This window comes from Bradyrhizobium sp. 21, assembly GCF_023073335.1.
Taxonomy (GTDB): domain Bacteria; phylum Pseudomonadota; class Alphaproteobacteria; order Rhizobiales; family Xanthobacteraceae; genus Bradyrhizobium.
On record NZ_JADPJG010000028.1, the window covers coordinates 41,295 to 62,272 of the forward strand.

Genomic DNA, 20,978 nt, shown 5'->3' on the forward strand with positions numbered 1-20,978 from the left:
GAGCCATGAATGCACACGCAGGAACCGTCCGCGGCAAGGAAAGATATCGCTCAGGCGTGATGGAATACAAGCGCATGGGTTATTGGGAGCCCGACTATTTGCCAAAGGACACCGATGTCATCGCGCTGTTTCGCGTCACACCGCAGGAGGGCGTCGATCCGATCGAGGCGTCAGCCGCGGTCGCCGGCGAATCCTCGACTGCGACCTGGACGGTGGTGTGGACCGATCGCCTGACCGCGGCAGAAAAGTATCGCGCAAAATGCTACCGCGTCGATCCGGTGCCGGGCACGCCGGGCTCGTACTTCGCCTACATCGCCTATGACCTCGACCTGTTCGAGCCAGGCTCGATCGCCAATTTGTCGGCCTCGATCATCGGCAACGTGTTCGGCTTCAAGCCGCTGAAGGCGTTGCGGTTGGAGGATATGCGTTTCCCGGTCGCCTATGTGAAGACCTTCCAGGGGCCGGCCACCGGCATCGTGGTCGAGCGCGAGCGGCTCGACAAGTTCGGTCGGCCGCTGCTCGGCGCAACGGTCAAGCCGAAGCTGGGGCTTTCCGGCCGCAACTACGGCCGCGTGGTCTACGAGGCGCTGAAGGGCGGGCTCGACTTCACCAAGGACGACGAGAACATCAACTCGCAGCCATTCATGCACTGGCGCGACCGCTTTCTCTATTGCATGGAGGCGGTGAATCGCGCCCAGGCGGCCTCCGGCGAGGTGAAGGGCACGTACCTGAACATCACCGCGGGAACGATGGAGGACATGTACGAGCGCGCGGAGTTCGCCAAGGAGCTCGGGTCGTGCATCGTCATGATCGACCTCGTGATCGGCTACACCGCGATCCAGTCGATGGCGAAGTGGGCGCGGCGCAATGACATGATCCTGCATCTGCATCGCGCCGGTCACTCGACCTATACGCGCCAGAAGAGCCATGGCGTGTCGTTCCGCGTCATCGCCAAATGGATGCGGCTCGCCGGCGTCGACCACATTCATGCCGGCACGGTTGTCGGCAAGCTCGAGGGTGATCCCAACACCACGCGTGGCTACTACGATGTCTGCCGCGAGGACTTCAATCCGATGAAGCTGGAGCACGGCCTGTTCTTCGACCAGAACTGGGCAAGCCTGAACAAGATGATGCCGGTGGCGTCCGGCGGCATCCATGCCGGCCAGATGCACCAGCTGCTCGATCTGTTGGGGGAGGACGTCGTGCTGCAATTCGGCGGCGGCACTATCGGTCACCCCATGGGCATCGCGGCCGGCGCGATCGCCAACCGCGTGGCGCTGGAAGCGATGATCCTCGCCCGCAATGAGGGGCGGGACTACGTCCATGAGGGCCCGGAGATCCTGGCCAGGGCGGCGGAGACCTGCACGCCGCTGAAGGCGGCGCTCGAAGTCTGGAAGGACGTCAGCTTCAACTATCAATCCACCGACACGCCGGACTTCGTGCCGACCGCGCTGGAAACCGTTTGAGGAGACATGAGATGAAATTGACTCAAGGTTGCTTCTCGTTCCTGCCCGACCTGACCGACGACCAGATCACCAAGCAGGTGCAATATTGCCTCGCCAATGGCTGGGCGGTGAATATCGAGTTCACCGACGATCCGCATCCCCGCAACACCTATTGGGAGATGTGGGGCCTGCCGATGTTCGATCTTCAGGACGCCGCCGGCGTGATGATGGAGCTCGCCGAATGCCGCAGAGTATATGGTGACCGTTACATTCGCCTCTGCGGATTCGATTCCAGCCACGGCTGGGAATCGGTGCGGATCTCGTTCCTGGTCAACCGGCCGCCGCAGGAGGCCGAGTTCGATCTGGTGCGGCAGGAGGTGGGGGGACGCGCGATCCGCTACACCACCGTGCGCCGGCCGGCCGCGCACGCTCCGACTTAAGTCATCCTCCTCCGCGCGGAGCACTCCCTGCTCCGTTTCCTTGGCGGACCACTGCTTCGCCGCATTCCCCCGCGGCGAAGCTCTTTTCTTCGAGGTGCCCATGCTTGATGTCCCTCATGCGACGACCGATGAAACTAGCGAGACCGGTTTCGATCTCCGCAAGGAGGCCGAGGCGGCCGGGATCACCGGCACGCTGCAACAGCTCGAGCAGGAGCTGATCGGCTTGAAGCCGGTGAAGAGCCGCGTGCGCCAGATCGCATCGCTGCTTCTGATCGAACGCATCCGGCAGCGGGCTGGCCTGGCCTCGTCGCCGCCGACACTGCACATGTCATTCACCGGCAATCCCGGCACCGGCAAGACGACCGTCGCGCTGCGCATGGCAAAGATCCTGCACGGCCTCGGCTTCGTGCGGCGGGGGCAGGTGATCTCGGTGACGCGCGACGATCTCGTCGGCCAGTATATCGGCCACACCGCGCCGAAGACGAAGGAGATATTGAAGAAGGCAATGGGCGGCGTGCTGTTCATCGACGAGGCCTATTATCTGCATCGTCCCGACAACGAGCGCGACTACGGCCAGGAGGCGATCGAGATCCTGCTCCAGGTGATGGAGAACCAGCGCGAGGACCTCGTCGTCATCCTCGCCGGCTATGGCGAGCGGATGACGAGCTTCTTTGCCTCCAATCCCGGCTTCCGCTCGCGGATCGCGCACCACATCGACTTTCCGGACTATGCGGAAGCCGAGCTGCTCGTCATCGCCGAACTGATGCTGAAGGAGCGCGGCTATCGCTTCTCGGCGGCGGCGCGCGAGGCTTTCGACAAATACATCGCGTTGCGCCGAACGCAGCCGTTCTTCTCGAATGCGCGCTCGATCCGCAACGCCATCGACCGCATCCGCCTGCGGCAGGCCGATCGTCTGGTGTCCGATCTCGACCGCATGCTCGACATCGCCGACCTCGAAACCATCGATCCCATGGACGTCCTGGCGAGCCGCGTTTTCAGCGGCGGCGCCGACGCGCGGAGTGAGAAACCATGACAAGAGAGATCATTATCGCGCCATCGATCCTGGCTGCGGATTTCGCGCGCCTCGGCGAAGAGATCGCGGCGATCGACGCGGCGGGCGCCGACTGGATTCATTGCGACGTCATGGACGGGCATTTCGTCCCGAACATCAGTTATGGCGCCGACATCATCAAGGCGATCCGGCCGCTGACGGCAAGGATTTTTGACGTTCACCTGATGATCGCACCAGCCGATCCCTATCTCGAGGCGTTTGCGAAGGCCGGGGCGGATGTCATCACGGTGCATGCCGAAGCCGGTGTCCATCTCGACCGCTCGCTCCAGGCCATCCGCGCGCTCGGAAAGAAGGCCGGTGTCAGTCTCTGTCCGGCGACGCCGGAAGCCGTGATCGAATATGTGCTCGATCGTGTCGATGTCGTGCTGGTGATGACCGTCAATCCGGGCTTTGGCGGCCAGTCCTTCCTCGAGTCCCAGCTCGGGAAGATCGGACGGATCAAAACGATGATCGGCGACCGCCCGATCCGGCTCGAGGTTGACGGCGGTATCACGCGGGACAATGCCGCAGCCGTGGCCGCTGCGGGCGCCGATACGCTCGTGGCGGGTTCTGCCGTGTTTCGCGGCAAGAGCAGTGCCGACTATGCGGCGAACATCGCGGCCATTCGCGTCGCCGCGGAGGCCGGCAGAGTTCCAAAGTTGCAGGACGTTTCCGGGAGGCCGACGCGTTTCGGCGAGGCCGCGCTCATCCGATAGAATACGGTATATGGGCCGGGCGAGCCGGCGCCGCAGTGGTTGTGCCAAGGCGCGTCATTTTCCCGGAGATATACGGAACATACCGCGCAAAATGATCGGCTGTTTTCAGACCGGGGTAACCAACGCCCCTGAGACGGAAATTCGATTAACGCCCGCGCAATGCTATGCCCCGCAATCTGCGGTTTAGGAACGCTGAGAGAGCGCGGGGATGCGGATCGAAGATATCTGCGGGCATGAAGGCTGCACGCGGCGGGGAGCGATGGCATGAGCATGCATCGCCTGTTCGCCGAGCAGCTCCGCTGCGCTACCGATGTGACCGGACAGGTCGATCTCGTCAAGCTGGGTGAGCTCGTCAGTGCCGCCTATGAGGCGAGCGACCGCGACCGCCAGCGGATGACCGACGTGCGGGCGCACACGCATGACGAGGTCGAGCAGGATTTGCTGCGGACTCAGGAGTTTCTCGATACCATCGTCGAAAACATTCCGATCGCCGTGTTCGCGAAGTGCGCGAAGGATTCCCGCTACATTCTGCTCAACCGGGCCGGCGAGGACTATTACGGCCTGCCCCGCGAACAGATGCTGGGCAGGACACCCGAGGAGATTTTCCCGGCGGATGTCGCCCGCATGGTCAACGAGCAGGATCGTCGCGTCGTCGCCAGCGGCATGCCGATGTTCCTCGAGGAGCATTTGATCGAAGTCGGTGTCAAAGGCCACGACCGCGTCATCAATTCGCGCAAGATGCTGATCACGGACGGCGCCGGCGATCCGCAATATCTGGTCGGCGTCATCGAGGACGTCACCGAGCGCATCACCACTCAGGAGCGGATCAGCCACCTCGCGCATCACGATGCCTTGACCGACCTGCCGAACCGCAGCGCCTTCAATGCGGCGCTGGGCGAGCGGCTGGAACGGGCGCAGGAGGCGTCGATCAGCTTTGCGGTGCTCAGCCTCGATCTCGACCGCTTCAAGGAAGTCAATGACGTGTTCGGCCATCCCGTCGGCGACATGCTGATGCGCGCGGCGGCCGAGCGTCTTGCAGCGGAAGCCGATGGCGCCTTCGTCGCCCGCGTCGGCGGTGACGAGTTCATGATCCTGATGCCAGACGACGTCTGCCGTGAGGAGGTGCTGACACTCGGCGAGCGCCTCGTCGAGGCGATCAGCAACGAGCTCGAGGTCGAAGACTATCTCTCTCATGTCGGCCTGAGCGTCGGCATTGCGCTCTATCCGGATGACGGCGTGGACGCGGCCACTCTGCTTGCCAATGCTGATTCCGCGCTCTATCGCGCCAAGCGCGAGGGCCGGGGCAGGGTGCGCTTCTTCGAATCCGAGATGGACCGCGAGCTGCGCGACCGCAGGCTGCTGGTGCACGACCTGCGCCAGGCCGTGGAGCAGGACCAGCTCCTGGTCTACTTCCAGCCGCAGGCGCGGATGGACGGCGAGGTCATTGGCTTCGAGGCGCTACTGCGCTGGAACCACCCGACGCGCGGCTTCGTGCCGCCCGACCAGTTCATTCCGCTCGCCGAGGAGAACGGCCTGATCATCCAGATCGGCGAGTGGGTCTTGCGCGAAGCGTGCCGCGAGGCGGCGTCGTGGCCGCGGCCGTTGCAGGTGGCAGTCAATCTGTCGCCGGTCCAGTTCCAGGCCGGCGACCTCGAAGGCTCGATCCACAGAATCCTGCTGGAGACGGGGCTTACTCCGACGCGGCTCGAGGTCGAGATTACCGAGGGCGTGCTGATCGGCGACTTCACCCGTGCGCTCAATCTGCTACGGCGGCTGAAGGCGCTCGGCATCCGCATCGCGATGGACGATTTCGGCACCGGCTACTCCTCGCTGTCCTATCTCCAGTCGTTCCCGTTCGACAAGATCAAGATCGATCGCAGCTTCATCTCGAATCTCGAGGCGACGCCGCAATCGGCCGAGATCGTCCGCGCGGTCCTGAGCCTCGCGCATGCCCTTCACATTCCGGTCGTCGCGGAAGGGGTGGAGACGGAGGCGCAGCGGGCCTTCCTGGCAGGCGAAGCCTGCGAGGAGATGCAGGGCTATCTCATCGGCCGGCCAGAGCCGATCGAACGGTATCTCGGTCTGATCGGGATCACCGTCGAGCGTCGCCGCTACGCCTGAGGGCCTTGCGAGTTCCACGCTCGGGGTCACGGATAGGAACCTGCCCGTTTGCCAAAAGTTACCCGAGGCGCGGCGGTCTGTGCGCGCAAGAAATCTTTTGCACAATCGCCATCGCCCTGACGTAAATAAGGGCAATAAGCCCATGAAACGCGAGGGAGGGTCTCATGGAGAACGTACGTCGCTACCGCGCGCTGGCGTCCCTCTGTCGTCAGCAGGCCGCCTACCGGCCGCTCCAGAACTGGGAACTGCTCGGCCAGGCCGAACATTTCGAATATCTCGCCGAAGTCGAACTCAAGGCCCATTTCGACGCGTGCAATGCCCAACACGACAAGGACGCCGTCGGGGCCTCGGCATGGGAGAGGCCTGCCGCTGCGTGACGGCGCGCATACCGCTTCCGCTGAGGCGGACATCCGCACCGAGCCGTCCTCGTCCCTCGCATCGCGTAACGACCAGGCTCGAAGCATTTCGTTCGGCCCGCAATCGTCTGTTCTTTGCCAAGATTTAATCGTGTGGACGGGACGCTGTAAGGTGGCGACCGCCATGTTGGGTGCAAGGCGACTTACCCAACATGGACATATCGACATGAACGATCGCGTCAATTTCGACACCACCATGACCCGCAAGATCCTGAGGCCGCGCCGGCTCGCGCTGCTCGGCACCGTGGCCGCGCTTGGCGTGGCCGTGCTGGCGATTGCTCCCGGCTCTTCGCCGTTCGGCGCGACCTCCTTCATTGCGCCCGCCCAGGCCGCGGAGACCGCCGTGACGCCGCCCGGCTTCGGCGATCTCGTCAGCAAGGTCAAACCGGCCGTCATCTCGGTGCGGGTCAAAATCGACCAGGCCAACGACAAGAGCGCGATGCTGCAACAGAACCGGATGGATTCGGACGAGGACTCTCCGCTCGACCCGTTCTCGCGGCAGTTCGGCTTCCGTGGCCCGGGCGGCATGAACGGCATGCCGCGCCAGCGCCACCAGACGATCACGGGTGAGGGCTCCGGCTTCTTCATCTCCGCCGACGGCTACGCCGTGACCAACAACCACGTCGTCGATCACGCCGAGTCGGTGCAGGTGACGATGGACGACGGCACGATCTACACCGCGAAGGTGGTCGGCACCGATCCGAAGACCGATCTCGCGCTGATCAAGGTCGAAGGCAAGATGGACTTTCCGTTCGTCAGATTCTCCGACCAGAAGCCGCGCATCGGCGACTGGGTGGTCGCCGTCGGCAATCCCTTCGGCCTCGGCGGCACTGTGACCGCGGGCATCGTCTCGGCCAGCGGCCGCGACATCGGCAACGGTCCCTATGACGATTTCATCCAGATCGACGCGCCGATCAACAAGGGCAATTCCGGTGGCCCGGCCTTCGACATGAACGGCAACGTGATCGGCGTGAACACCGCGATCTACTCGCCCTCCGGCGGCTCGGTCGGCATCGGTTTCGACATTCCGGCCTCGACTGCAAAGCTCGTCATTGCGCAGTTGAAGGACAAGGGCGCGGTCACACGCGGCTGGCTCGGCGTGCAGGTGCAGCCGGTGAGCGCCGAGATTGCCGACAGCCTCGGCCTCAAGGAGGCGCGCGGCGCGATTGTCGACAATCCGCAGGACGGCAGCCCGGCGGCGAAGGCGGGCATCGAAGCGGGCGACATCATCACCGCCGTAAACGGCACCGCGATCAAGGACTCCCGCGATCTCGCCCGCACCATCGCTACGCTTGCGCCGGGCACGTCCGTGAAGCTCGATGTCGTCCACAAGGGCGATAGCAAGATGGTGACGCTGGCGCTCGGCGAGTTGCCGAACGAGCGGCAGGCGAAAGCCGATGAGCGCAAGGCGCAGCCGGATGCCGGCACCCCGCGCCTCGGGCTCAGCCTGGCTCCGGCCGGCGACGTCCAGGGCGCCGGCCAGAAGGGCGTGGTCGTCACTGAAGTCGATCCGCAAGGGCCGGCCGCCCAGCGCGGCATCCAGACCGGCGACGTCATCCTCAATGTCGGCGGCAAGGCCGTCGCCAATATCGGTGATGTCCGCTCCGAGCTGGCGCAGGCCAAATCGTCCGGCAGGAACAGCGTGCTGCTGCAGGTCAGAAGCGCGCAGGCGACCCGGTTCGTCGCGGTGCCGCTGGCATAAGTCGAACGTCGATCGGCGCAAATCCAAAAAGGCGGCCCTCGGGCCGCCTTTCCTGTTCGCCTTCAGGATTCCCTGTGGAATGCGATAACATTCTCGTTAACGGCAGGGAGGATGACCCGGTTCGTCCGAAAAAGCCGTGTTCGCTCATCACAGTTCCGAGTCTCATACGGACTCGGCGGCAACGAAGCCGCCGGGACGGTTGCAGGCGTGGAACGCCGAACATGCCGCCTAGCGGCTATCCGGTGGTTCGCATTTGATCGGTGCCGACATGGATCGATTGAAGCTCTCGCTGACAGGTGCGCTGCTCGTGGCGCCGTTCGTGCTGTGGGGCGGAAATGCGCTCGGGCGTGACGACGGCCGCTACGCGGACTCGCCCCTCAAGCCGTGGTTCGACAGCCTGCGCAGCCATCTCGGTCCGTGCTGCTCGGACGCGGATGGGTTCGCCGTCGCCGATCCCGACTGGGACTCGCACAACGGGCATTATCGCGTGCGTCTCGACGGCGAGTGGATCGAGGTGCCGGACGAAGCCGTCATCACCGAGCCGAATCGGGCCGGCCGCACCATGGTGTGGCCGGTGAAGACTGCGTTCGGGGTTTCGATCCGCTGCTTCATGCCGGGCAGCATGATCTGACCGAGGTCAGCGCGACCGTTTGGACGATTTGCGCTTCGAAGTCTTCTTGGACGTTTTTCTGGACGTCTTCTTGGCAGTCTTCTTCTTGGCAGTCTTCCGCTTGGATGCCTTCTTAGGCACCTTCTTGCCCTTCTTGCGCGCCTTCGACAGACCGATGGCGATCGCCTGCTTGCGGCTCTTCACGCGTCCGCCACGACCGCCGGGTCCGCTCTTCGCGGTGCCCTTCTTGTAGCGCTTCATCTCGCTTTCGACATCGCTGCCGGAGCTGCGCGAGTAGCGGCGCTTCTTTGCCTTGCGTGCCATGCAGATTCTCCCTTGGCCGGGGAGAACCATTCGACACAGGCATGGTTCCGAAAGTGGGCACAACGTTCCGGATGCGCGACGCAGCCTAGAAGGAATTGGCCAGCTCGATCTCCGCTTCCAGCACCTGGATGCGCCGTGCTGCCTCGCTGGAGGACAGATCCCGCGCATATTGCGCGGGTTGATACGCCTCTTCGCTCAGCCGTTTCAGCCTGAGGCCCTGCGTCCGGGTCATCTGCTCGGTGAGGAAAGCCCTGGCGTCGTATTTACCCTGAACCTGCATCTCGCTTCTCCGTCCTGAAATCGTCACTTGACTATATGTTCTTATTTTGTTCTAACAAGCCATGGACAATAGAATTAATGAAATTCGACGTAAAATCAGTGTCTTGAGGCTGGAAATGGCCGAGGTCGAGGCGTCCGTGCGCGACCTCGTGGACCGCGATCACGACTGCGCGGAGAAGGCCCTAGCGCAGATGGATCTGCGCCGGAAAATCAATCTGCTGATCGGCGAATGGAAGGCTGCGGGTGGCGGCGATGTCCTGCCTGACGTCCGCGATAGGATGCGCCTTCGTTCCGCGAAGACATTAGGTAGTCCTCTGCGCGTGATCGCGCGCCGTTGAGAGCTTTGGGAGCGCACGGTGGAGGAAGACCCGGATGCGTACCGGATTCTAAAGCTGCGCGCCGAGATTCTCGAACTGGGCTCTGCCATCCGGCAGCTGCAACGCGAGGGGCTCGACGACGCCGCGGCCCAGCTCTTGATCGCGCGCAAGCGAGCACGACTCGATCATCTGGTGAAATCAGATCCTGCAGGCGTTCATCCTGACATCCTGCGCGGCCATCGTAGCTGAAGCCTGAGCAACGCCAGGTACGGGGCTCGTCTAGCCCATGTTGACGAAGCGGTCCGAGAGAAATCTGTTCAAGCCCCAAAGCAAAAGGCCCCGCGCTCGCGGGGCCTTCGTGTTTTCGACCAACACCTACTTGGTGTTGCTCATGCCGCCCTTGTTGTTCGTCATGGTGCCACCCTGGTCGGAGCCGGGGCCGGAGCCGCCTTGACCGGAGGGATCGGCGCCCTTGGACGACTTGGTGTTGGCGCCTGTGGTCTGCGACGATGACATCGAGGATCCGTGTTTTGCCTTGTGCGACTTGGCCTGCGCGGCGAACGGTGCGGCGGCGAGGCCGGTTGCCAACATCACGGCAAGGGCGAGCTTGGTGGTCTTCATGTCCGGGAACTCCCTGAGTTGAATTGACGCAGGCAGCCAACTGCCATTCGTCCCAGGAGTTCCAACAAAGAAGTTCCGGTAAAGCACGCATGCTTCTAAAGCACGCATGCTTCAAAATCGCTTGTCCTCTGCGAGCATGAAGACGACGCCGGTAAGTGTCGCGCCGATCGCGAACGTCGTCACCAATGTGAGAGCGAAAACGACGACGGCCTGCCTTCCGCCGTGACTCAGCAAATTGGCGACGGCTGGATTGGACAGAATGAGCACGAGGCTGAAAGCGAGGCCAAGGGCTGCGCCCATCATCGCGTGCGTCATCAACTTGACGAGCCCGCTGGGAGAGATCAGGTCCGACGACTTTTTCGCGCGCATGGAACTCTATCCCGATCTGCCATGCAACGCGCGCGACCCCCGCCGGTTCCATCCGATGAAGGAATTGACAGCATCCGCTTCATCCGACGTTCATGCCGGATTTGCTAGAATGAAGGCCACAACACGGGAACATTGGATATGGGTAAGGTGGTCTTTCTTTACCGCTCGCTGGCCTATCGCAACGCCGCCGCGGACATCCTGAACAAGGCGCGAAAGCTCCCCCGCGGCGCGGAGCGAAGCGCAGCTCGCCGCTATGCAAAGGCGCTGCGCGATCTCGCCCGAACGGAAGCTTGGCTCGAAGGACGCGTCGCGCGCGACCCGCGGACGACGCAGCCCATGTCAGGAGCGGCCTCCGGTTAGCCGGAGGCGCGCTGCAATTCGGCGGAGCTGGAGGCTTCAAATTTGCCGGGCGCGGTTGTCGCGGCGGTCTTGCGGACCAACGGCACCTCCAGGCGGCATAACAGGCCCTCGGCGCGCCAATCGAATTGCGCCTGTCCGCCAAGCTGGGACTCGACGCTCGCAAGCAGGCTCCGCGTACCAAAGCCGCGGGTTTTCGGGGGCCTGACCAGCGGGCCGCCGGATTCCTCCCAAATCAGCGTGAGCAGCTCGTCCTCGACCTGCCAGCCGATCGCGAGCCGTCCCGACCGCGTCGAGAGCGCGCCATATTTCGCCGAGTTGGTGAAAAGTTCATGCAGCGCCAGCGCCAGCGTCTGGGCGGTCGCCGGCAGCAACTGAACTTCAGACCCTGCCAATTTGATCTGGCCGCCGAGGGAATAGGGCGCAAGCTCCTCGTCGATCAGCTTCGAGAGTTCGGCGCCCTGCCAGCTCGACAGCGAGAGGATCGTGTGCACGCGCGCCAGTGCGTTGATGCGTCCCTCGACGGCATTGACATAGGCCTTGACCTCGTCGGCGCGGGTGAGGCGCACGATCGATTGCGCCAGCGCCAGCGCATTCTTGGCGCGATGATCGACTTCCCGCGCCAGGAGATTCTGCCGCTCCTCGGCGCGCTTGCGTTCGGTGATGTCCACCGTCACGCCGCTGACGCGCACAACCCGGCCGCTATCGTCACCCGTGACGGCGGCCGTGCCGACGCACCAGCGCACATCGCCATCGGGCCGCACGATGCGGAACTCCGTTTCGTAGGCGCGCGCGCCCTTGTTGAATTCGGCCATCGCCCGGCGCAACTGATCGACGTCATCGGGATGCAACAGCGCCTGAACGTTGGCCGGGTTCACCTGGAAGCTCTCCGGGCGAACGCCAAAGATGCGATATTGCCCCTCGTCCCACATCCAGTCGCCGGTGATCCAGTCCCAGTCCCAGGACCCCATCTTGCCGGCGGCGATCGCCATGCTCCGCCGCTCTTCGCTTTCGCGCAGCTTTGCGGTGGAATTCTCCAGTTCGGCGGTGCGTGCACGCACGCGGTCCTCGAGATCCTGGTTCAACCGTTCGAGCTCGCGCGTCTTGCGGTAGAGCTCGGCGAACACCTTGACCTTGGCGCGCAGCACCTCCGGCACGACCGGGACGGGGACGTAGTCGACCGCGCCCATCTCGTAGCCGCGCAGGCGGTCGATGTCGCTGACTTGAATCGCCGAGATGAAGATCATCGCGGTCTTCTGGAAGCGCGGGTGCTCGCGGATCATCGCGGCGAGCTCGAAGCCGTCGAGCTCGGGCATGCAGACGTCCACCAGGATCACCGCGATCTCGGTCTTGAGCAGCACCTCCAGAGCCTCGCGACCGGACGAGGCAATCACGAGGTTCTCGCCGAGATCCTTCAGGATTACCTCATAGGCGAGCAGCTTGGCCGGCTGATCGTCGACGAGGAGGATGTTGACCTTTTCGTGGTCCATACGGGCATCCAACTCAGCGGTGCAGCCACATGCGGATTGCAAGCAGCAATTGATCGGTGTTGACGGGTTTGGCGAGATAGTCGGACGCGCCGGCTTCGAGGCACTTCTCGCGGTCGCCTTTCATCGCCTTGGCGGTCAGCGCGATGATCGGAAGGCGGGCGAAGGCCGGGTTCTCGCGAATGACGCCGATGGTCTGATAGCCATCCATCTGCGGCATCATGATGTCCATCAGCACGATGGCGATCTCCGGGTTGGATTCGACCCAAGTCACCGCCTCGTTGCCGGTCGTGGCCGTCAGCACCTTCATGCCGCGCCGTTCCAGCACGCTCGACAGCGCGAAGATGTTGCGGGCGTCGTCGTCGACGAGCAGGGCGGTCTTGCCGATCAGGTCCTCGTCGGAACTGTTCAGCTTCTCGAGCATCCGCTGCTTCTCGACCGGCAGTTCCGTGATGACGCGATGCAGGAACAAAGCGGTTTCGTCGAGCAGGCGCTCCGGCGATTCCACGCCCTTGACCACGATGCTCCGCGCCATGGTGTGGAGTTCCGCATCCTCCTCGGCCGACAGCTCGCGGCCAGTGAAGACGACGACCGGAACGTTCGACAGCGCCTCGTCGTTGCGAATCTGGTCCAGCACCTCGAAGCCGCTCATGTCGGGTAGCCGCAGATCGAGCACGACGCAGTCACAGGGGGACTCACGCAGCATCGAGAGCGCGTCGGCGCCGGTGCCAGCCGTCACGATCTCGATATCGTCGTGATGCAGGAGCTCACGGATGGAGAGCTGCTCGGCCTCGTTGTCCTCGACGATCAGCAGCCGCTTGCGCCGCGGTCGCGCATATTCCTTGATCTGCATCAGCGCGGCCGAGACGCCTTCGGTCGTCGTCGGCTTGTTGACGAAGGAGAAGGCGCCGCGCGCCAGCGCATGCTGGCGGTCCTCGTCGAGCGTGATGATCTGCACGGGGATGTGGCGGGTCAGCGGATTGTGCTTGAGCTGGCTCAGCACGGTCCAGCCGAGCATATCAGGCAGGAACACGTCGAGCGAGACGGCCCTCGGCTGATACTGCTTTGCAAGCTCCAGGGCCTCCGCGCCGCGTGCGGCGACCAGCACCTTGAATCCCTTGTCGCGCGCAAGGTCGACCAGCACGCGCGCGTAATGCGGGTCATCTTCGACGATCAGGAGGATGCTGTCGCCGGGTTCGAGGTCGAGCCGGTCGTCGGGGAGCTGCTCGATGACGCGTTGCTGTTCGGGCGCGGCGGGCTGCAGCGCCGGCGGCTGGCTGTGATGCAGGGGCGCAGCACGGGGCGCGAGCGTCGGACCGGAGTATTTGAGCGGCAGGTAAAGCGTGAAGCACGAACCCTTGCCCGGCAAGCTGCGCAGATGGATTTCGCCGCCGAGCAGGCTTGCGAGCTCACGGCTGATCGCAAGGCCGAGGCCGGTGCCGCCATATTTGCGGCTGGTGCCGGCATCCGCCTGCTGGAACGCCTCGAAGATCAGCTTCTGCTTCTCCAGGGGAATGCCGATGCCGGTGTCGGACACTTCGAATGCGATCACGGCCGGCGCCGAGTTCAGCACGGGATGATCCGTCCCCCAGCCGCCGACCGCGCCGGCGACCTTCAGGCGCACTTCGCCTTCGGCAGTGAACTTGAAGGCGTTGGAGAGCAGGTTCTTCAAAACCTGCTGCAGGCGCTTGGAGTCGGTGACGAGGCTGCGCGCGAGATTCGGATCGACGTCGATCTTGAACGAAAGGTTGCGGTTTTCCGCCTCGTGACGGAACGGCCGCCCGACGGTCTCGAGCAGGTTCGCGGTCAGGATTTCCTCGGCGTCGACCGTCACCGTGCCGGACTCGATCTTGGAGAGATCGAGAATGTCGCTGATGAGATTGAGCAGGTCGGTGCCGGCGCCGTGGATGGTGCGGGCGAATTCGACCTGCTTGCCAGTGAGATTGCCATCCGGATTGTCGGTGAGCTGCTGTCCCAGGATCAGGATCGAGTTCAGCGGCGTGCGTAGCTCGTGGCTCATATTGGCGAGGAATTCGGACTTGTACTTCGAGGTCAGCGCGAGCTCAGTCGCCTTTTCCTCCAGTGCGCGGCGGGCCTGCTCGATCTCCTGGTTCTTGCGCTCGACCTCGACGTTGCGCTCGGCGAGCTGCTGCGCCTTCTGTTCGAGCTGGTCGTTGGTCTGCTGCAATTCGCGCTGCTGGGTCTGGAGCTCGCCGGCGAGCTGTTGCGATTGCTTGAGCAGGCCTTCGGTCTGCATCGTCGCCTCGATCGAGTTGAGCACGATGCCGATGGAATCGGTGAGCTGCTCCAGGAAGGTCATCTGCGAGGTCGTGAACGAGGTGAGCGAGGCGAGCTCGATGACCGCCTTGACCTGGCCTTCGAACAGCACCGGCAGCACCACGAGGTTCTTCGGGGCGACGCGGAGCAGCGCCGAATTGATCGATACCGCGTCGGCCGGAATGTCCGCGATCACGCGCGGACGCTTGTCGATCGCGCATTGGCCGATCAGGCCGTCGCCCAGTGGCAGCACGCGCTGATACGGATAGACGCCGTCGCCGGCATAGGAAGCGAGCAGCAGAAGCTGCGGACTGTCCTCGTTCTCGACCTGGTAGATCACGCCGGTATGCGCGTTCACCAGCGGCGACAATTCCGTGAGCAGCAGCCGGCCGACCGTCGTGAGGTCGCGCTGGCCCTGGAGCATGTTGGTGAATTTGGCGAGGTTGGTCTTCAGCCAGTCCTGCTCGGTGTTCACGTCCGTCGTCAGACGGAGATTCGTGATCATCGTGTTGATGTTGTCTTTCAGCTCCGCGACTTCGCCGCGGGCGTCGACCTGGATCGACCGCGTGAGGTCGCCCTTGGTCACAGCGGTCGCCACCTCCGCGATCGCGCGCACCTGCGAGGTGAGGTTGGCCGCCAGCAGGTTGACGTTGCCGGTGAGGTCCTTCCAGGTGCCGGCGGCGCCGGGCACGTCGGCCTGACCGCCCAGCCGTCCCTCGACGCCGACTTCGCGCGCCACCGACGTCACCTGGTCGGCAAAGGTCGCGAGCGTCTCGGTCATGTTGTTGATGGTGTCGGCGAGCGCCGCGACCTCGCCCTTCGATTTCACGGTAAGGTTCTGCTTGAGGTCGCCGTTGGCGACCGCAGTCACCACCTTGACGATGCCGCGGACCTGCTCGGTCAGGTTCGCCGCCATGAAGTTGACGGTGTCGGTGAGGTCCTTCCAGGTGCCGGCGACGCCCGGCACCTGGGCCTGGCCACCGAGTTCGCCTTCGGTGCCGACCTCGCGCGCGACGCGCGTCACTTCGCCGGCGAAAGCGTTGAGCTGGTCCACCATGGTGTTGATGGTGTTTTTCAGCTCGAGGATCTCGCCCTTCACGTCCACGGTGATCTTGCGCGAGAGGTCGCCCCGCGCCACGGCGGTGGTGACCTCGGCGATGTTGCGGACCTGCGTGGTGAGGTTCGCGGCGAGCAGGTTGACGTTGTCGGTGAGGTCCTTCCAGGTGCCGCCGACGCCGGGGACCACGGCCTGGCCGCCGAGCCGGCCTTCAGTGCCGACCTCACGCGCGACGCGCGTCACTTCGGCGGCGAAGGAGCGGAGCTGCTCGACCATGGTGTTCAAGGTATCCTTGAGCAGCAGGATCTCGCCGCGCACGTCCACCGTGATCTTCTTCGACAGGTCGCCGCCGGCGATCGCGGTCGCGACCTCGGCGATATTGCGGACCTGGGCTGTCAGGTTGGAGGCCATGAAGTTGACGTTGTCGGTGAGGTCCTTCCAGGTGCCGGCGACGCCGGGCACCTCGGCCTGACCGCCGAGCTTGCCTTCGGTGCCGACCTCGCGCGCCACGCGCGTGACCTCGCCGGCAAAGGCGTTGAGCTGGTCCACCATGGTGTTGATGGTGTTCTTCAGCTCGAGGATCTCGCCCTTCACGTCCACGGTGATCTTGCGGGACAAGTCGCCGCGCGCCACCGCCGTGGTCACCTCGGCGATGTTGCGGACCTGTGCGGTGAGGTTACCCGCCATCGAGTTGACGCTGTCGGTGAGGTCCTTCCAGGTGCCGGCGACGCCGGGCACGTTGGCCTGACCGCCGAGGCGGCCTTCGGTGCCGACCTCGCGCGCCACGCGCGTCACCTCGCCCGCGAAGCGGTTGAGCTGGTCGACCATCGTGTTCAAGGTGTCCTTGAGCTGTAGAATCTCGCCGCGCACGTCCACCGTGATCTTGCGCGAGAGATCGCCGCCGGCGATGGCGGTCGCGACCTCGGCGATGTTACGGACCTGGGCGGTGAGGTTGCCCGCCATCGAGTTGACGTTGTCGGTGAGATCCTTCCAGGTGCCGGCGACGCCCGGCACCTGCGCCTGACCACCGAGCTTGCCTTCGGTGCCGACCTCGCGCGCCACGCGGGTGACTTCGCCGGCGAAGGCGTTGAGCTGGTCCACCATGGTGTTGAGCGTTTCCTTCAACTGAAGGATTTCGCCTGAGACGTTGACGGTGATCTTCTTCGACAAATCGCCCTTGGCCACCGCGGTTGCGACTTCGGCGATGTTGCGGACCTGGCCGGTCAGGTTCGAGGCCATCGAGTTGACGCTGTCCGTCAAGTCCTTCCACGTACCCGCGACGCCGCGGACCTGGGCCTGGCCGCCGAGCTTGCCTTCGGTGCCGACCTCGCGGGCAACGCGCGTGACTTCACCGGCGAAGGCGTTGAGCTGGTCCACCATGGTGTTGATGGTGTCCTTGAGCTCCAGGATTTCGCCGCGCACGTCCACGGTGATCTTTTTCGACAAGTCGCCGCCGGCAACCGCCGTCGTCACCTCGGCGATATTGCGGACCTGCGCGGTCAGGTTCGAGGCCATCGAATTGACGCTCTCGGTGAGATCCTTCCAGGTGCCGGCGACGCCGAGCACGTTGGCCTGGCCGCCGAGCCGGCCTTCGGTGCCGACTTCGCGCGCCACACGCGTCACTTCGCCGGCGAAGGCGTTGAGCTGGTCCACGCAGGTGTTCAGCGTTTCCTTCAGCTGAAGGATTTCGCCCGAGACGTTCACCGTGATCTTCTTCGACAGGTCGCCGCCGGCGATGGCGGTCGCGACGTCGGCGATATTGCGGACCTGGGCCGTCAGGTTCGACGCCATGAAGTTGACGTTGTCGGTGAGGTCCTTCCAGGTGCCGGCGACACCAGGCACCTGGGCCTGGCCGCCGAGCTTGCCCTCGGTGCCGACCTCGCGCGCCACGCGCGTCACTTCGGAGGCGAAGGAGTTGAGCTGGTCCACCATGGTGTTGATGGTGTCCTTGAGCTCCAGGATCTCGCCGCGCACGTCCACGGTGATTTTGCGCGACAAGTCGCCGCGCGCAACGGCGGTGGTGACGTTGGCGATGTTGCGCACCTGTGCGGTCAGGTTGCCGCACATCGCGTTCACGCTATCGGTGAGGTCCTTCCAGGTGCCGGCGACGCCGGGCACGATGGCTTGGCCGCCGAGCTTGCCGTCGGTGCCGACCTCGCGTGCCACGCGCGTCACTTCCGAGGCGAAGGAGCGAAGCTGGTCTACCATCGTGTTGATGGCTTCCTTCAGCTGGAGGATCTCGCCGCGGACGTCCACCGTGATCTTCTTGGACAAGTCGCCGTTGGCCACAGCGATCGTCACCTCGGCGATGTTGCGAACCTGGTTAGTCAGGTTGTTCGCCATCGAGTTGACGCTCTCGGTCAGATCCTTCCAGACGCCGGTCATTTCCGGAACCTGGGCCTGGCCGCCGAGCTTGCCTTCGGTGCCGACCTCACGCGCGACGCGCGTCACCTCGGAGGTGAACACGCCGAGCTGCTTGATCATGGTGTTGACGATGGTCGCCGACTGCAGGAATTCGCCGCGCAGGGGGCGACCATCGACGTCGAGCTTGACGGTCTGGATCAGGTCGCCTTGCGCCACGGCTGCGACCGCGCGCGTCACTTCGCGTGTTGGCCACAACAAATCGTCGATCAGTGTGTTGACCGAGCCTTCCATGTCGGCCCAGGAGCCGGAGGCGAGGCCGAACTTCACGCGCTGCCGCGTCTTGCCCTCGCGGCCCACCACCTGGCCGACCAGCTCCAGCTGCTGCGCCATGCGCTGGTTGGCGGCGATGATTTCGTTAAAAGTGTCGGCAATCTTGCCGTCGGTGCCGAGATAGTCGCCGCTCATGCGTACGGAGAAATCGCCGCTGCGCATGGCTTGGAGGGCGAGCAGCAATTCCGCGCGGGAATCCGGCTCCGACATGCCGTTGGTTTTTGGCTTTGGGCCGCGACGACCGGAGCGTGATGCAGTTCCGGGATCGAGGTCGCTCATACTTATTCCCCCGCAGGCGCCGGCCGAATCCCAGGCTAGACGCGATTCATCAAAATAGAGCGTCAGCCCAATTCGAAATCAAGCGCCAACGTCTTGGCGCCAGGAAATGGAACCTGCCTTGCTCAGCCCAATCAAGCTAATCGCGATAAAGCGCAACGGTTCCATCGGGTTCCAAAAAGTATTTTGATCGCAAGTCCGTCTTCATAGCCTGGCTCAGGGGGAGCCTTTTTCGGGACCTTTGGCGGCGGAACGGAGCGGCGGCGCTGCGGTTAGCCCGCAATAAATGTAGGGAGAACGCATATGAAAGCAGGATTTGCTGTCATCGCGACCGTGATGTTGTTTGCCGGAGCGGCGTTCGCGCAAGGCGGTGCGCCCAGCGGTCGCGGCGCCGTGACCGGTGATCCCGCCGCAAGCTCGGCCACCCCACACGCGGATACGCCGACCACGGGGACGGCGACCCGCTCGAACCCCAGCGGCAGCGGCACCTCGAGTTCGGGCGGCAAGGATGATAATGGCGATGCCGGTCGGGACAGGATGCCAGATAGCGACCGCACCGTACGGCCGGAAACCCAGCAGCAACATCCGAACGACAAATAAGGGCTACTTGTCCGCCATGCTGCGCTCGGCGTCCTTGACATGCGAGCGCAATATCGGGAGCTGCTCGCGCGCGAACGCTGCAAGCGCGCCATTGTCGGGTGCCTTGAGGTAGCGTTCGAGCAGGTCGATCACCGATTCATACTCGGGAATCTGCGCGGCATAGAAGCTCTTGACGAATGTCGGTCCGTCCGAGGTTTCGGGCTCGACGAGGCTCGCGCTCGCCGGGGTCGTCTTGACGACGCGCGGTTCGATGCCGGTCGCTTCCTGGATCGGCTTCAGGCCCTTGTCGCGCTGGGCTGCTTCTTCGGCGCGCAGGGCGGCGAGGTTCTTGACCTCGGCATTGCCCTTCAGGTCGGTGCTCTCCAGCAGGCCCTGCTGGAATCGGCTGAACGTGTAGAGGTCGCTGATGACCTCGGTTGCGGTCGGCGCGCGGCTGGCCGGCCTGTGTTCGCCGGTGCTGTCGGCGAGGGCTGTCGTGCTGATGAAGGCGAGGACTATCGCGACAAGAATCCGCATGGATATCCAATGACGGATGGCGGGCGAAGTTCCGCGAATGTTACGATCCCGTAACGACGGTTGCATAGGCAAGGTTCCGTCCCCAATTCATGTTCATGAAGCAGTCTGATATTTTCAGGGATAACGCCGACAACTGCCTACAACTCGCTGAGCGGGCCGAAGGACAGCCGGCTCACAACCGTTTTTCGCGCATGGCGGACGCGTGGACGGCGCTCGCGAAGGAGCAGGACTGGCTCGACGGCGAGGTCCCGCCCGTTGCAGTCCGCACCCGTCAAAGGCAGGATGCGTAAGCTCTCGTTTTCCTGAATCTGTGTGTGAGACCGCTCACGGAATGCAGGCGACCAATCGAGGATTATTCGGGACCAGTCGATCGCGTTGATTTTTAATTCAGAAGGAGATTTTGCGATGGCTTCACGTCCACGTCTGGCTCTTCTTTCGTTGATTCTCGCCTTTGGCGTCTCGGTGGCGTTCGCGACGGTGACGACGGTGCGGCAGGTGCATCATGAAAATGCATCGGCTGCGATCCACGCGGCGCACACTTAGCATCTCGCCGGAACATTCGGCGCCGCAGGGCGTAAGCGCTTCGACACATCAGCAGAAGCGAGAGCACATCATGGCCAATTCCGACCACGGCATCGTCAAAGATCAGCGTGGCGAGGAGCAGCCCCGCGACAAGCAGCGTGCGCAGTCCGCGCACGAGACGGATCCGCACAAGACGGATCCGAAAGGCTCGCCCTCGCGCGAGGCGACGCGCGATCCGAAGCTGAGCGACGACAGCAAGACGCCAGGCTCCGGCGTGATGCCGGACGGTTCAAGCGACGCTACGGGCTAGTTTTCGAGAGGAACGAATCCCGGCGCGAAGCGTCGACAGGTTGCTTCCGGTTGTCATGCCCCCGGTGCGCCGGAAGCAATCTCCAAGGACGGCCCTGGCACCCACCGTGCCAGGGTCGTTTGCTTGTGGACGGCCTGACGGTCAGTCCTCAGGACTGCCTTCAGAATTGACCTGCGTGTGGCCGTCCGGGCCGCGTCCGAACACGCCGAAGCGACTTGATTTGACGTTGGCTCCTGCATCGACAGTGGCTGCCGCCAGTCCGAGCTTGAGGAGTTCTCGCACCGCCGCGGCTCGCGTCGGCATGCGATGTTTGAACCGGAAATCGTCCACCGCGGCCAGTTCTTCCGGTGACAGCATGACCTGGAGCCGCTCGGCGCGAAGGTCGTTCATGGTTTCACCCAATATGAGTAAGTTGAGTTGTCTACTCAACTAACTAACTCGGTTGGGGTTCCGCCAACTGTGGCGGCGGCG

The 20,978-nt window shown here is 63.8% G+C and carries 23 protein-coding genes; 15 read left to right on the plus strand and 8 right to left on the minus strand.

Annotated elements, in window-relative coordinates; translation table 11 throughout:
* The first annotated feature begins 5 nt into the window (after positions 1-5).
* From IVB31_RS22725 to IVB31_RS22760, 8 genes are all read left to right on the plus strand, one after another.
* Positions 6-1,466: a form I ribulose bisphosphate carboxylase large subunit gene (locus IVB31_RS22725; RefSeq protein ID WP_247327793.1), complete on the plus strand. Its 1,461-nt coding sequence runs from the start codon at positions 6-8 to the stop codon at positions 1,464-1,466.
* 11 nt (positions 1,467-1,477) lie between these two features.
* Complete coding sequence (locus IVB31_RS22730) at positions 1,478-1,885, plus strand: ribulose bisphosphate carboxylase small subunit (RefSeq protein WP_247327794.1); 408 nt, start codon at positions 1,478-1,480, stop codon at positions 1,883-1,885.
* A gap of 100 nt (positions 1,886-1,985) precedes the next feature.
* A complete protein-coding gene (cbbX, locus tag IVB31_RS22735; protein WP_247327796.1) occupies positions 1,986-2,918 on the plus strand; it encodes a CbbX protein in 933 nt (310 codons plus the stop codon).
* On the plus strand, positions 2,915-3,652 hold the full coding sequence (rpe, locus tag IVB31_RS22740; RefSeq protein WP_247327808.1) for a ribulose-phosphate 3-epimerase: 738 nt from the start codon (positions 2,915-2,917) through the stop codon (positions 3,650-3,652). The genes cbbX and rpe overlap by 4 nt, the downstream gene beginning before the upstream one ends.
* 264 nt (positions 3,653-3,916) lie before the next feature.
* A complete protein-coding gene (locus IVB31_RS22745) occupies positions 3,917-5,773 on the plus strand; it encodes an EAL domain-containing protein (protein ID WP_247327810.1) in 1,857 nt (618 codons plus the stop codon).
* Between the two features lie 164 nt (positions 5,774-5,937).
* Positions 5,938-6,150 carry a hypothetical protein gene (locus tag IVB31_RS22750; protein ID WP_247327812.1) on the plus strand — a complete coding sequence of 71 codons (213 nt, stop codon included), beginning with the start codon at positions 5,938-5,940 and terminating at the stop codon, positions 6,148-6,150.
* A 205-nt stretch (positions 6,151-6,355) separates the two neighbouring features.
* Positions 6,356-7,891, plus strand: coding sequence for a Do family serine endopeptidase (locus tag IVB31_RS22755; RefSeq protein WP_247327815.1), 1,536 nt, complete (start codon positions 6,356-6,358; stop codon positions 7,889-7,891).
* 268 nt (positions 7,892-8,159) lie between these two features.
* Positions 8,160-8,522: a hypothetical protein gene (locus tag IVB31_RS22760; RefSeq protein WP_247327817.1), complete on the plus strand. Its 363-nt coding sequence runs from the start codon at positions 8,160-8,162 to the stop codon at positions 8,520-8,522.
* A gap of 6 nt (positions 8,523-8,528) precedes the next feature.
* Here IVB31_RS22760 and IVB31_RS22765 read toward each other — a convergent pair whose 3' ends face one another.
* Both IVB31_RS22765 and IVB31_RS22770 read right to left on the minus strand, forming a co-directional pair.
* Entirely contained in the window at positions 8,529-8,825 is a 297-nt protein-coding gene (locus IVB31_RS22765; protein ID WP_247327820.1) for a DUF6496 domain-containing protein, read from the minus strand.
* Between the two features lie 85 nt (positions 8,826-8,910).
* Positions 8,911-9,105: a DUF3072 domain-containing protein gene (locus IVB31_RS22770; RefSeq protein WP_247327823.1), complete on the minus strand. Its 195-nt coding sequence runs from the start codon at positions 9,103-9,105 to the stop codon at positions 8,911-8,913.
* A gap of 115 nt (positions 9,106-9,220) precedes the next feature.
* On the opposite strand from IVB31_RS22770, the gene IVB31_RS22775 reads away from it, so the two are divergent.
* Positions 9,221-9,442 (plus strand): hypothetical protein, encoded by a 222-nt coding sequence (locus tag IVB31_RS22775; RefSeq protein ID WP_247327830.1) that lies wholly within the window; start codon positions 9,221-9,223, stop codon positions 9,440-9,442.
* Between the two features lie 18 nt (positions 9,443-9,460).
* Complete coding sequence (locus tag IVB31_RS22780) at positions 9,461-9,670, plus strand: hypothetical protein (protein ID WP_247327832.1); 210 nt, start codon at positions 9,461-9,463, stop codon at positions 9,668-9,670.
* A 126-nt stretch (positions 9,671-9,796) separates the two neighbouring features.
* On the opposite strand, the gene IVB31_RS22785 is transcribed toward IVB31_RS22780, so the two are convergent.
* Positions 9,797-10,042 (minus strand): hypothetical protein, encoded by a 246-nt coding sequence (locus tag IVB31_RS22785; protein ID WP_247327835.1) that lies wholly within the window; start codon positions 10,040-10,042, stop codon positions 9,797-9,799.
* 111 nt (positions 10,043-10,153) lie between these two features.
* Positions 10,154-10,411, minus strand: coding sequence for a hypothetical protein (locus IVB31_RS22790; protein WP_247327837.1), 258 nt, complete (start codon positions 10,409-10,411; stop codon positions 10,154-10,156).
* A gap of 138 nt (positions 10,412-10,549) precedes the next feature.
* Here IVB31_RS22790 and IVB31_RS22795 point away from each other — a divergent pair, with 138 nt between their 5' ends.
* The gene (locus IVB31_RS22795; protein ID WP_247327841.1) at positions 10,550-10,771 is read left to right on the plus strand and encodes a hypothetical protein; all 222 of its coding nucleotides are present in this window, start codon (positions 10,550-10,552) and stop codon (positions 10,769-10,771) included.
* Here IVB31_RS22795 and IVB31_RS22800 read toward each other — a convergent pair.
* Both IVB31_RS22800 and IVB31_RS22805 read right to left on the minus strand, forming a co-directional pair.
* Positions 10,768-12,258, minus strand: a complete 1,491-nt coding sequence (locus tag IVB31_RS22800) for an HWE histidine kinase domain-containing protein (RefSeq protein ID WP_247327843.1) — start codon at positions 12,256-12,258, stop codon at positions 10,768-10,770. The genes IVB31_RS22795 and IVB31_RS22800 overlap by 4 nt on opposite strands.
* Before the next feature lie 13 nt (positions 12,259-12,271).
* Positions 12,272-18,562 (minus strand): HAMP domain-containing protein, encoded by a 6,291-nt coding sequence (locus IVB31_RS22805; protein ID WP_247327844.1) that lies wholly within the window; start codon positions 18,560-18,562, stop codon positions 12,272-12,274.
* 300 nt (positions 18,563-18,862) lie between these two features.
* Between IVB31_RS22805 and IVB31_RS22810 the strand changes: the two genes are divergently transcribed.
* A complete protein-coding gene (locus IVB31_RS22810) occupies positions 18,863-19,159 on the plus strand; it encodes a hypothetical protein (protein WP_247327845.1) in 297 nt (98 codons plus the stop codon).
* 3 nt (positions 19,160-19,162) lie between these two features.
* Here the strand turns inward: IVB31_RS22810 and IVB31_RS22815 are convergent, their stop codons facing one another.
* Entirely contained in the window at positions 19,163-19,675 is a 513-nt protein-coding gene (locus IVB31_RS22815) for a DUF4142 domain-containing protein (protein ID WP_247327846.1), read from the minus strand.
* Positions 19,676-19,770: 95 nt separating this feature from the next.
* Here IVB31_RS22815 and IVB31_RS22820 point away from each other — a divergent pair, with 95 nt between their 5' ends.
* The 3 genes from IVB31_RS22820 (at position 19,771) to IVB31_RS22830 (ending at position 20,507) form a co-directional block, all read left to right on the plus strand.
* Positions 19,771-19,965: a hypothetical protein gene (locus IVB31_RS22820; RefSeq protein WP_247328138.1), complete on the plus strand. Its 195-nt coding sequence runs from the start codon at positions 19,771-19,773 to the stop codon at positions 19,963-19,965.
* Positions 19,966-20,080: 115 nt separating this feature from the next.
* Entirely contained in the window at positions 20,081-20,218 is a 138-nt protein-coding gene (locus tag IVB31_RS22825) for a hypothetical protein (RefSeq protein WP_247327847.1), read from the plus strand.
* 70 nt (positions 20,219-20,288) lie between these two features.
* A complete protein-coding gene (locus IVB31_RS22830; RefSeq protein ID WP_247327848.1) occupies positions 20,289-20,507 on the plus strand; it encodes a hypothetical protein in 219 nt (72 codons plus the stop codon).
* Between the two features lie 141 nt (positions 20,508-20,648).
* Here the strand turns inward: IVB31_RS22830 and IVB31_RS22835 are convergent, their stop codons facing one another.
* Positions 20,649-20,897, minus strand: coding sequence for a hypothetical protein (locus tag IVB31_RS22835; RefSeq protein ID WP_247328142.1), 249 nt, complete (start codon positions 20,895-20,897; stop codon positions 20,649-20,651).
* Positions 20,898-20,978: the final 81 nt, after the last annotated feature.

Bases quoted from the DNA above. Each gene is read 5' to 3' on its own strand.
- IVB31_RS22725 (WP_247327793.1), top strand. From the start codon at position 6: ATGAATGCACACGCAGGAACCGTCCGCGGCAAGGAAAGATATCGCTCA.
- IVB31_RS22730 (WP_247327794.1), top strand. From the start codon at position 1,478: ATGAAATTGACTCAAGGTTGCTTCTCGTTCCTGCCCGACCTGACCGAC.
- cbbX (WP_247327796.1), top strand. From the start codon at position 1,986: ATGCTTGATGTCCCTCATGCGACGACCGATGAAACTAGCGAGACCGGT.
- rpe (WP_247327808.1), top strand. From the start codon at position 2,915: ATGACAAGAGAGATCATTATCGCGCCATCGATCCTGGCTGCGGATTTC.
- IVB31_RS22745 (WP_247327810.1), top strand. From the start codon at position 3,917: ATGAGCATGCATCGCCTGTTCGCCGAGCAGCTCCGCTGCGCTACCGAT.
- IVB31_RS22750 (WP_247327812.1), top strand. From the start codon at position 5,938: ATGGAGAACGTACGTCGCTACCGCGCGCTGGCGTCCCTCTGTCGTCAG.
- IVB31_RS22755 (WP_247327815.1), top strand. From the start codon at position 6,356: ATGAACGATCGCGTCAATTTCGACACCACCATGACCCGCAAGATCCTG.
- IVB31_RS22760 (WP_247327817.1), top strand. From the start codon at position 8,160: ATGGATCGATTGAAGCTCTCGCTGACAGGTGCGCTGCTCGTGGCGCCG.
- IVB31_RS22765 (WP_247327820.1), bottom strand. From the start codon at position 8,825: ATGGCACGCAAGGCAAAGAAGCGCCGCTACTCGCGCAGCTCCGGCAGC.
- IVB31_RS22770 (WP_247327823.1), bottom strand. From the start codon at position 9,105: ATGCAGGTTCAGGGTAAATACGACGCCAGGGCTTTCCTCACCGAGCAG.
- IVB31_RS22775 (WP_247327830.1), top strand. From the start codon at position 9,221: ATGGCCGAGGTCGAGGCGTCCGTGCGCGACCTCGTGGACCGCGATCAC.
- IVB31_RS22785 (WP_247327835.1), bottom strand. From the start codon at position 10,042: ATGAAGACCACCAAGCTCGCCCTTGCCGTGATGTTGGCAACCGGCCTC.
- IVB31_RS22790 (WP_247327837.1), bottom strand. From the start codon at position 10,411: ATGCGCGCGAAAAAGTCGTCGGACCTGATCTCTCCCAGCGGGCTCGTC.
- IVB31_RS22795 (WP_247327841.1), top strand. From the start codon at position 10,550: ATGGGTAAGGTGGTCTTTCTTTACCGCTCGCTGGCCTATCGCAACGCC.
- IVB31_RS22800 (WP_247327843.1), bottom strand. From the start codon at position 12,258: ATGGACCACGAAAAGGTCAACATCCTCCTCGTCGACGATCAGCCGGCC.
- IVB31_RS22805 (WP_247327844.1), bottom strand. From the start codon at position 18,562: ATGAGCGACCTCGATCCCGGAACTGCATCACGCTCCGGTCGTCGCGGC.
- IVB31_RS22810 (WP_247327845.1), top strand. From the start codon at position 18,863: ATGAAAGCAGGATTTGCTGTCATCGCGACCGTGATGTTGTTTGCCGGA.
- IVB31_RS22815 (WP_247327846.1), bottom strand. From the start codon at position 19,675: ATGCGGATTCTTGTCGCGATAGTCCTCGCCTTCATCAGCACGACAGCC.
- IVB31_RS22820 (WP_247328138.1), top strand. From the start codon at position 19,771: ATGAAGCAGTCTGATATTTTCAGGGATAACGCCGACAACTGCCTACAA.
- IVB31_RS22825 (WP_247327847.1), top strand. From the start codon at position 20,081: ATGGCTTCACGTCCACGTCTGGCTCTTCTTTCGTTGATTCTCGCCTTT.
- IVB31_RS22830 (WP_247327848.1), top strand. From the start codon at position 20,289: ATGGCCAATTCCGACCACGGCATCGTCAAAGATCAGCGTGGCGAGGAG.
- IVB31_RS22835 (WP_247328142.1), bottom strand. From the start codon at position 20,897: ATGAACGACCTTCGCGCCGAGCGGCTCCAGGTCATGCTGTCACCGGAA.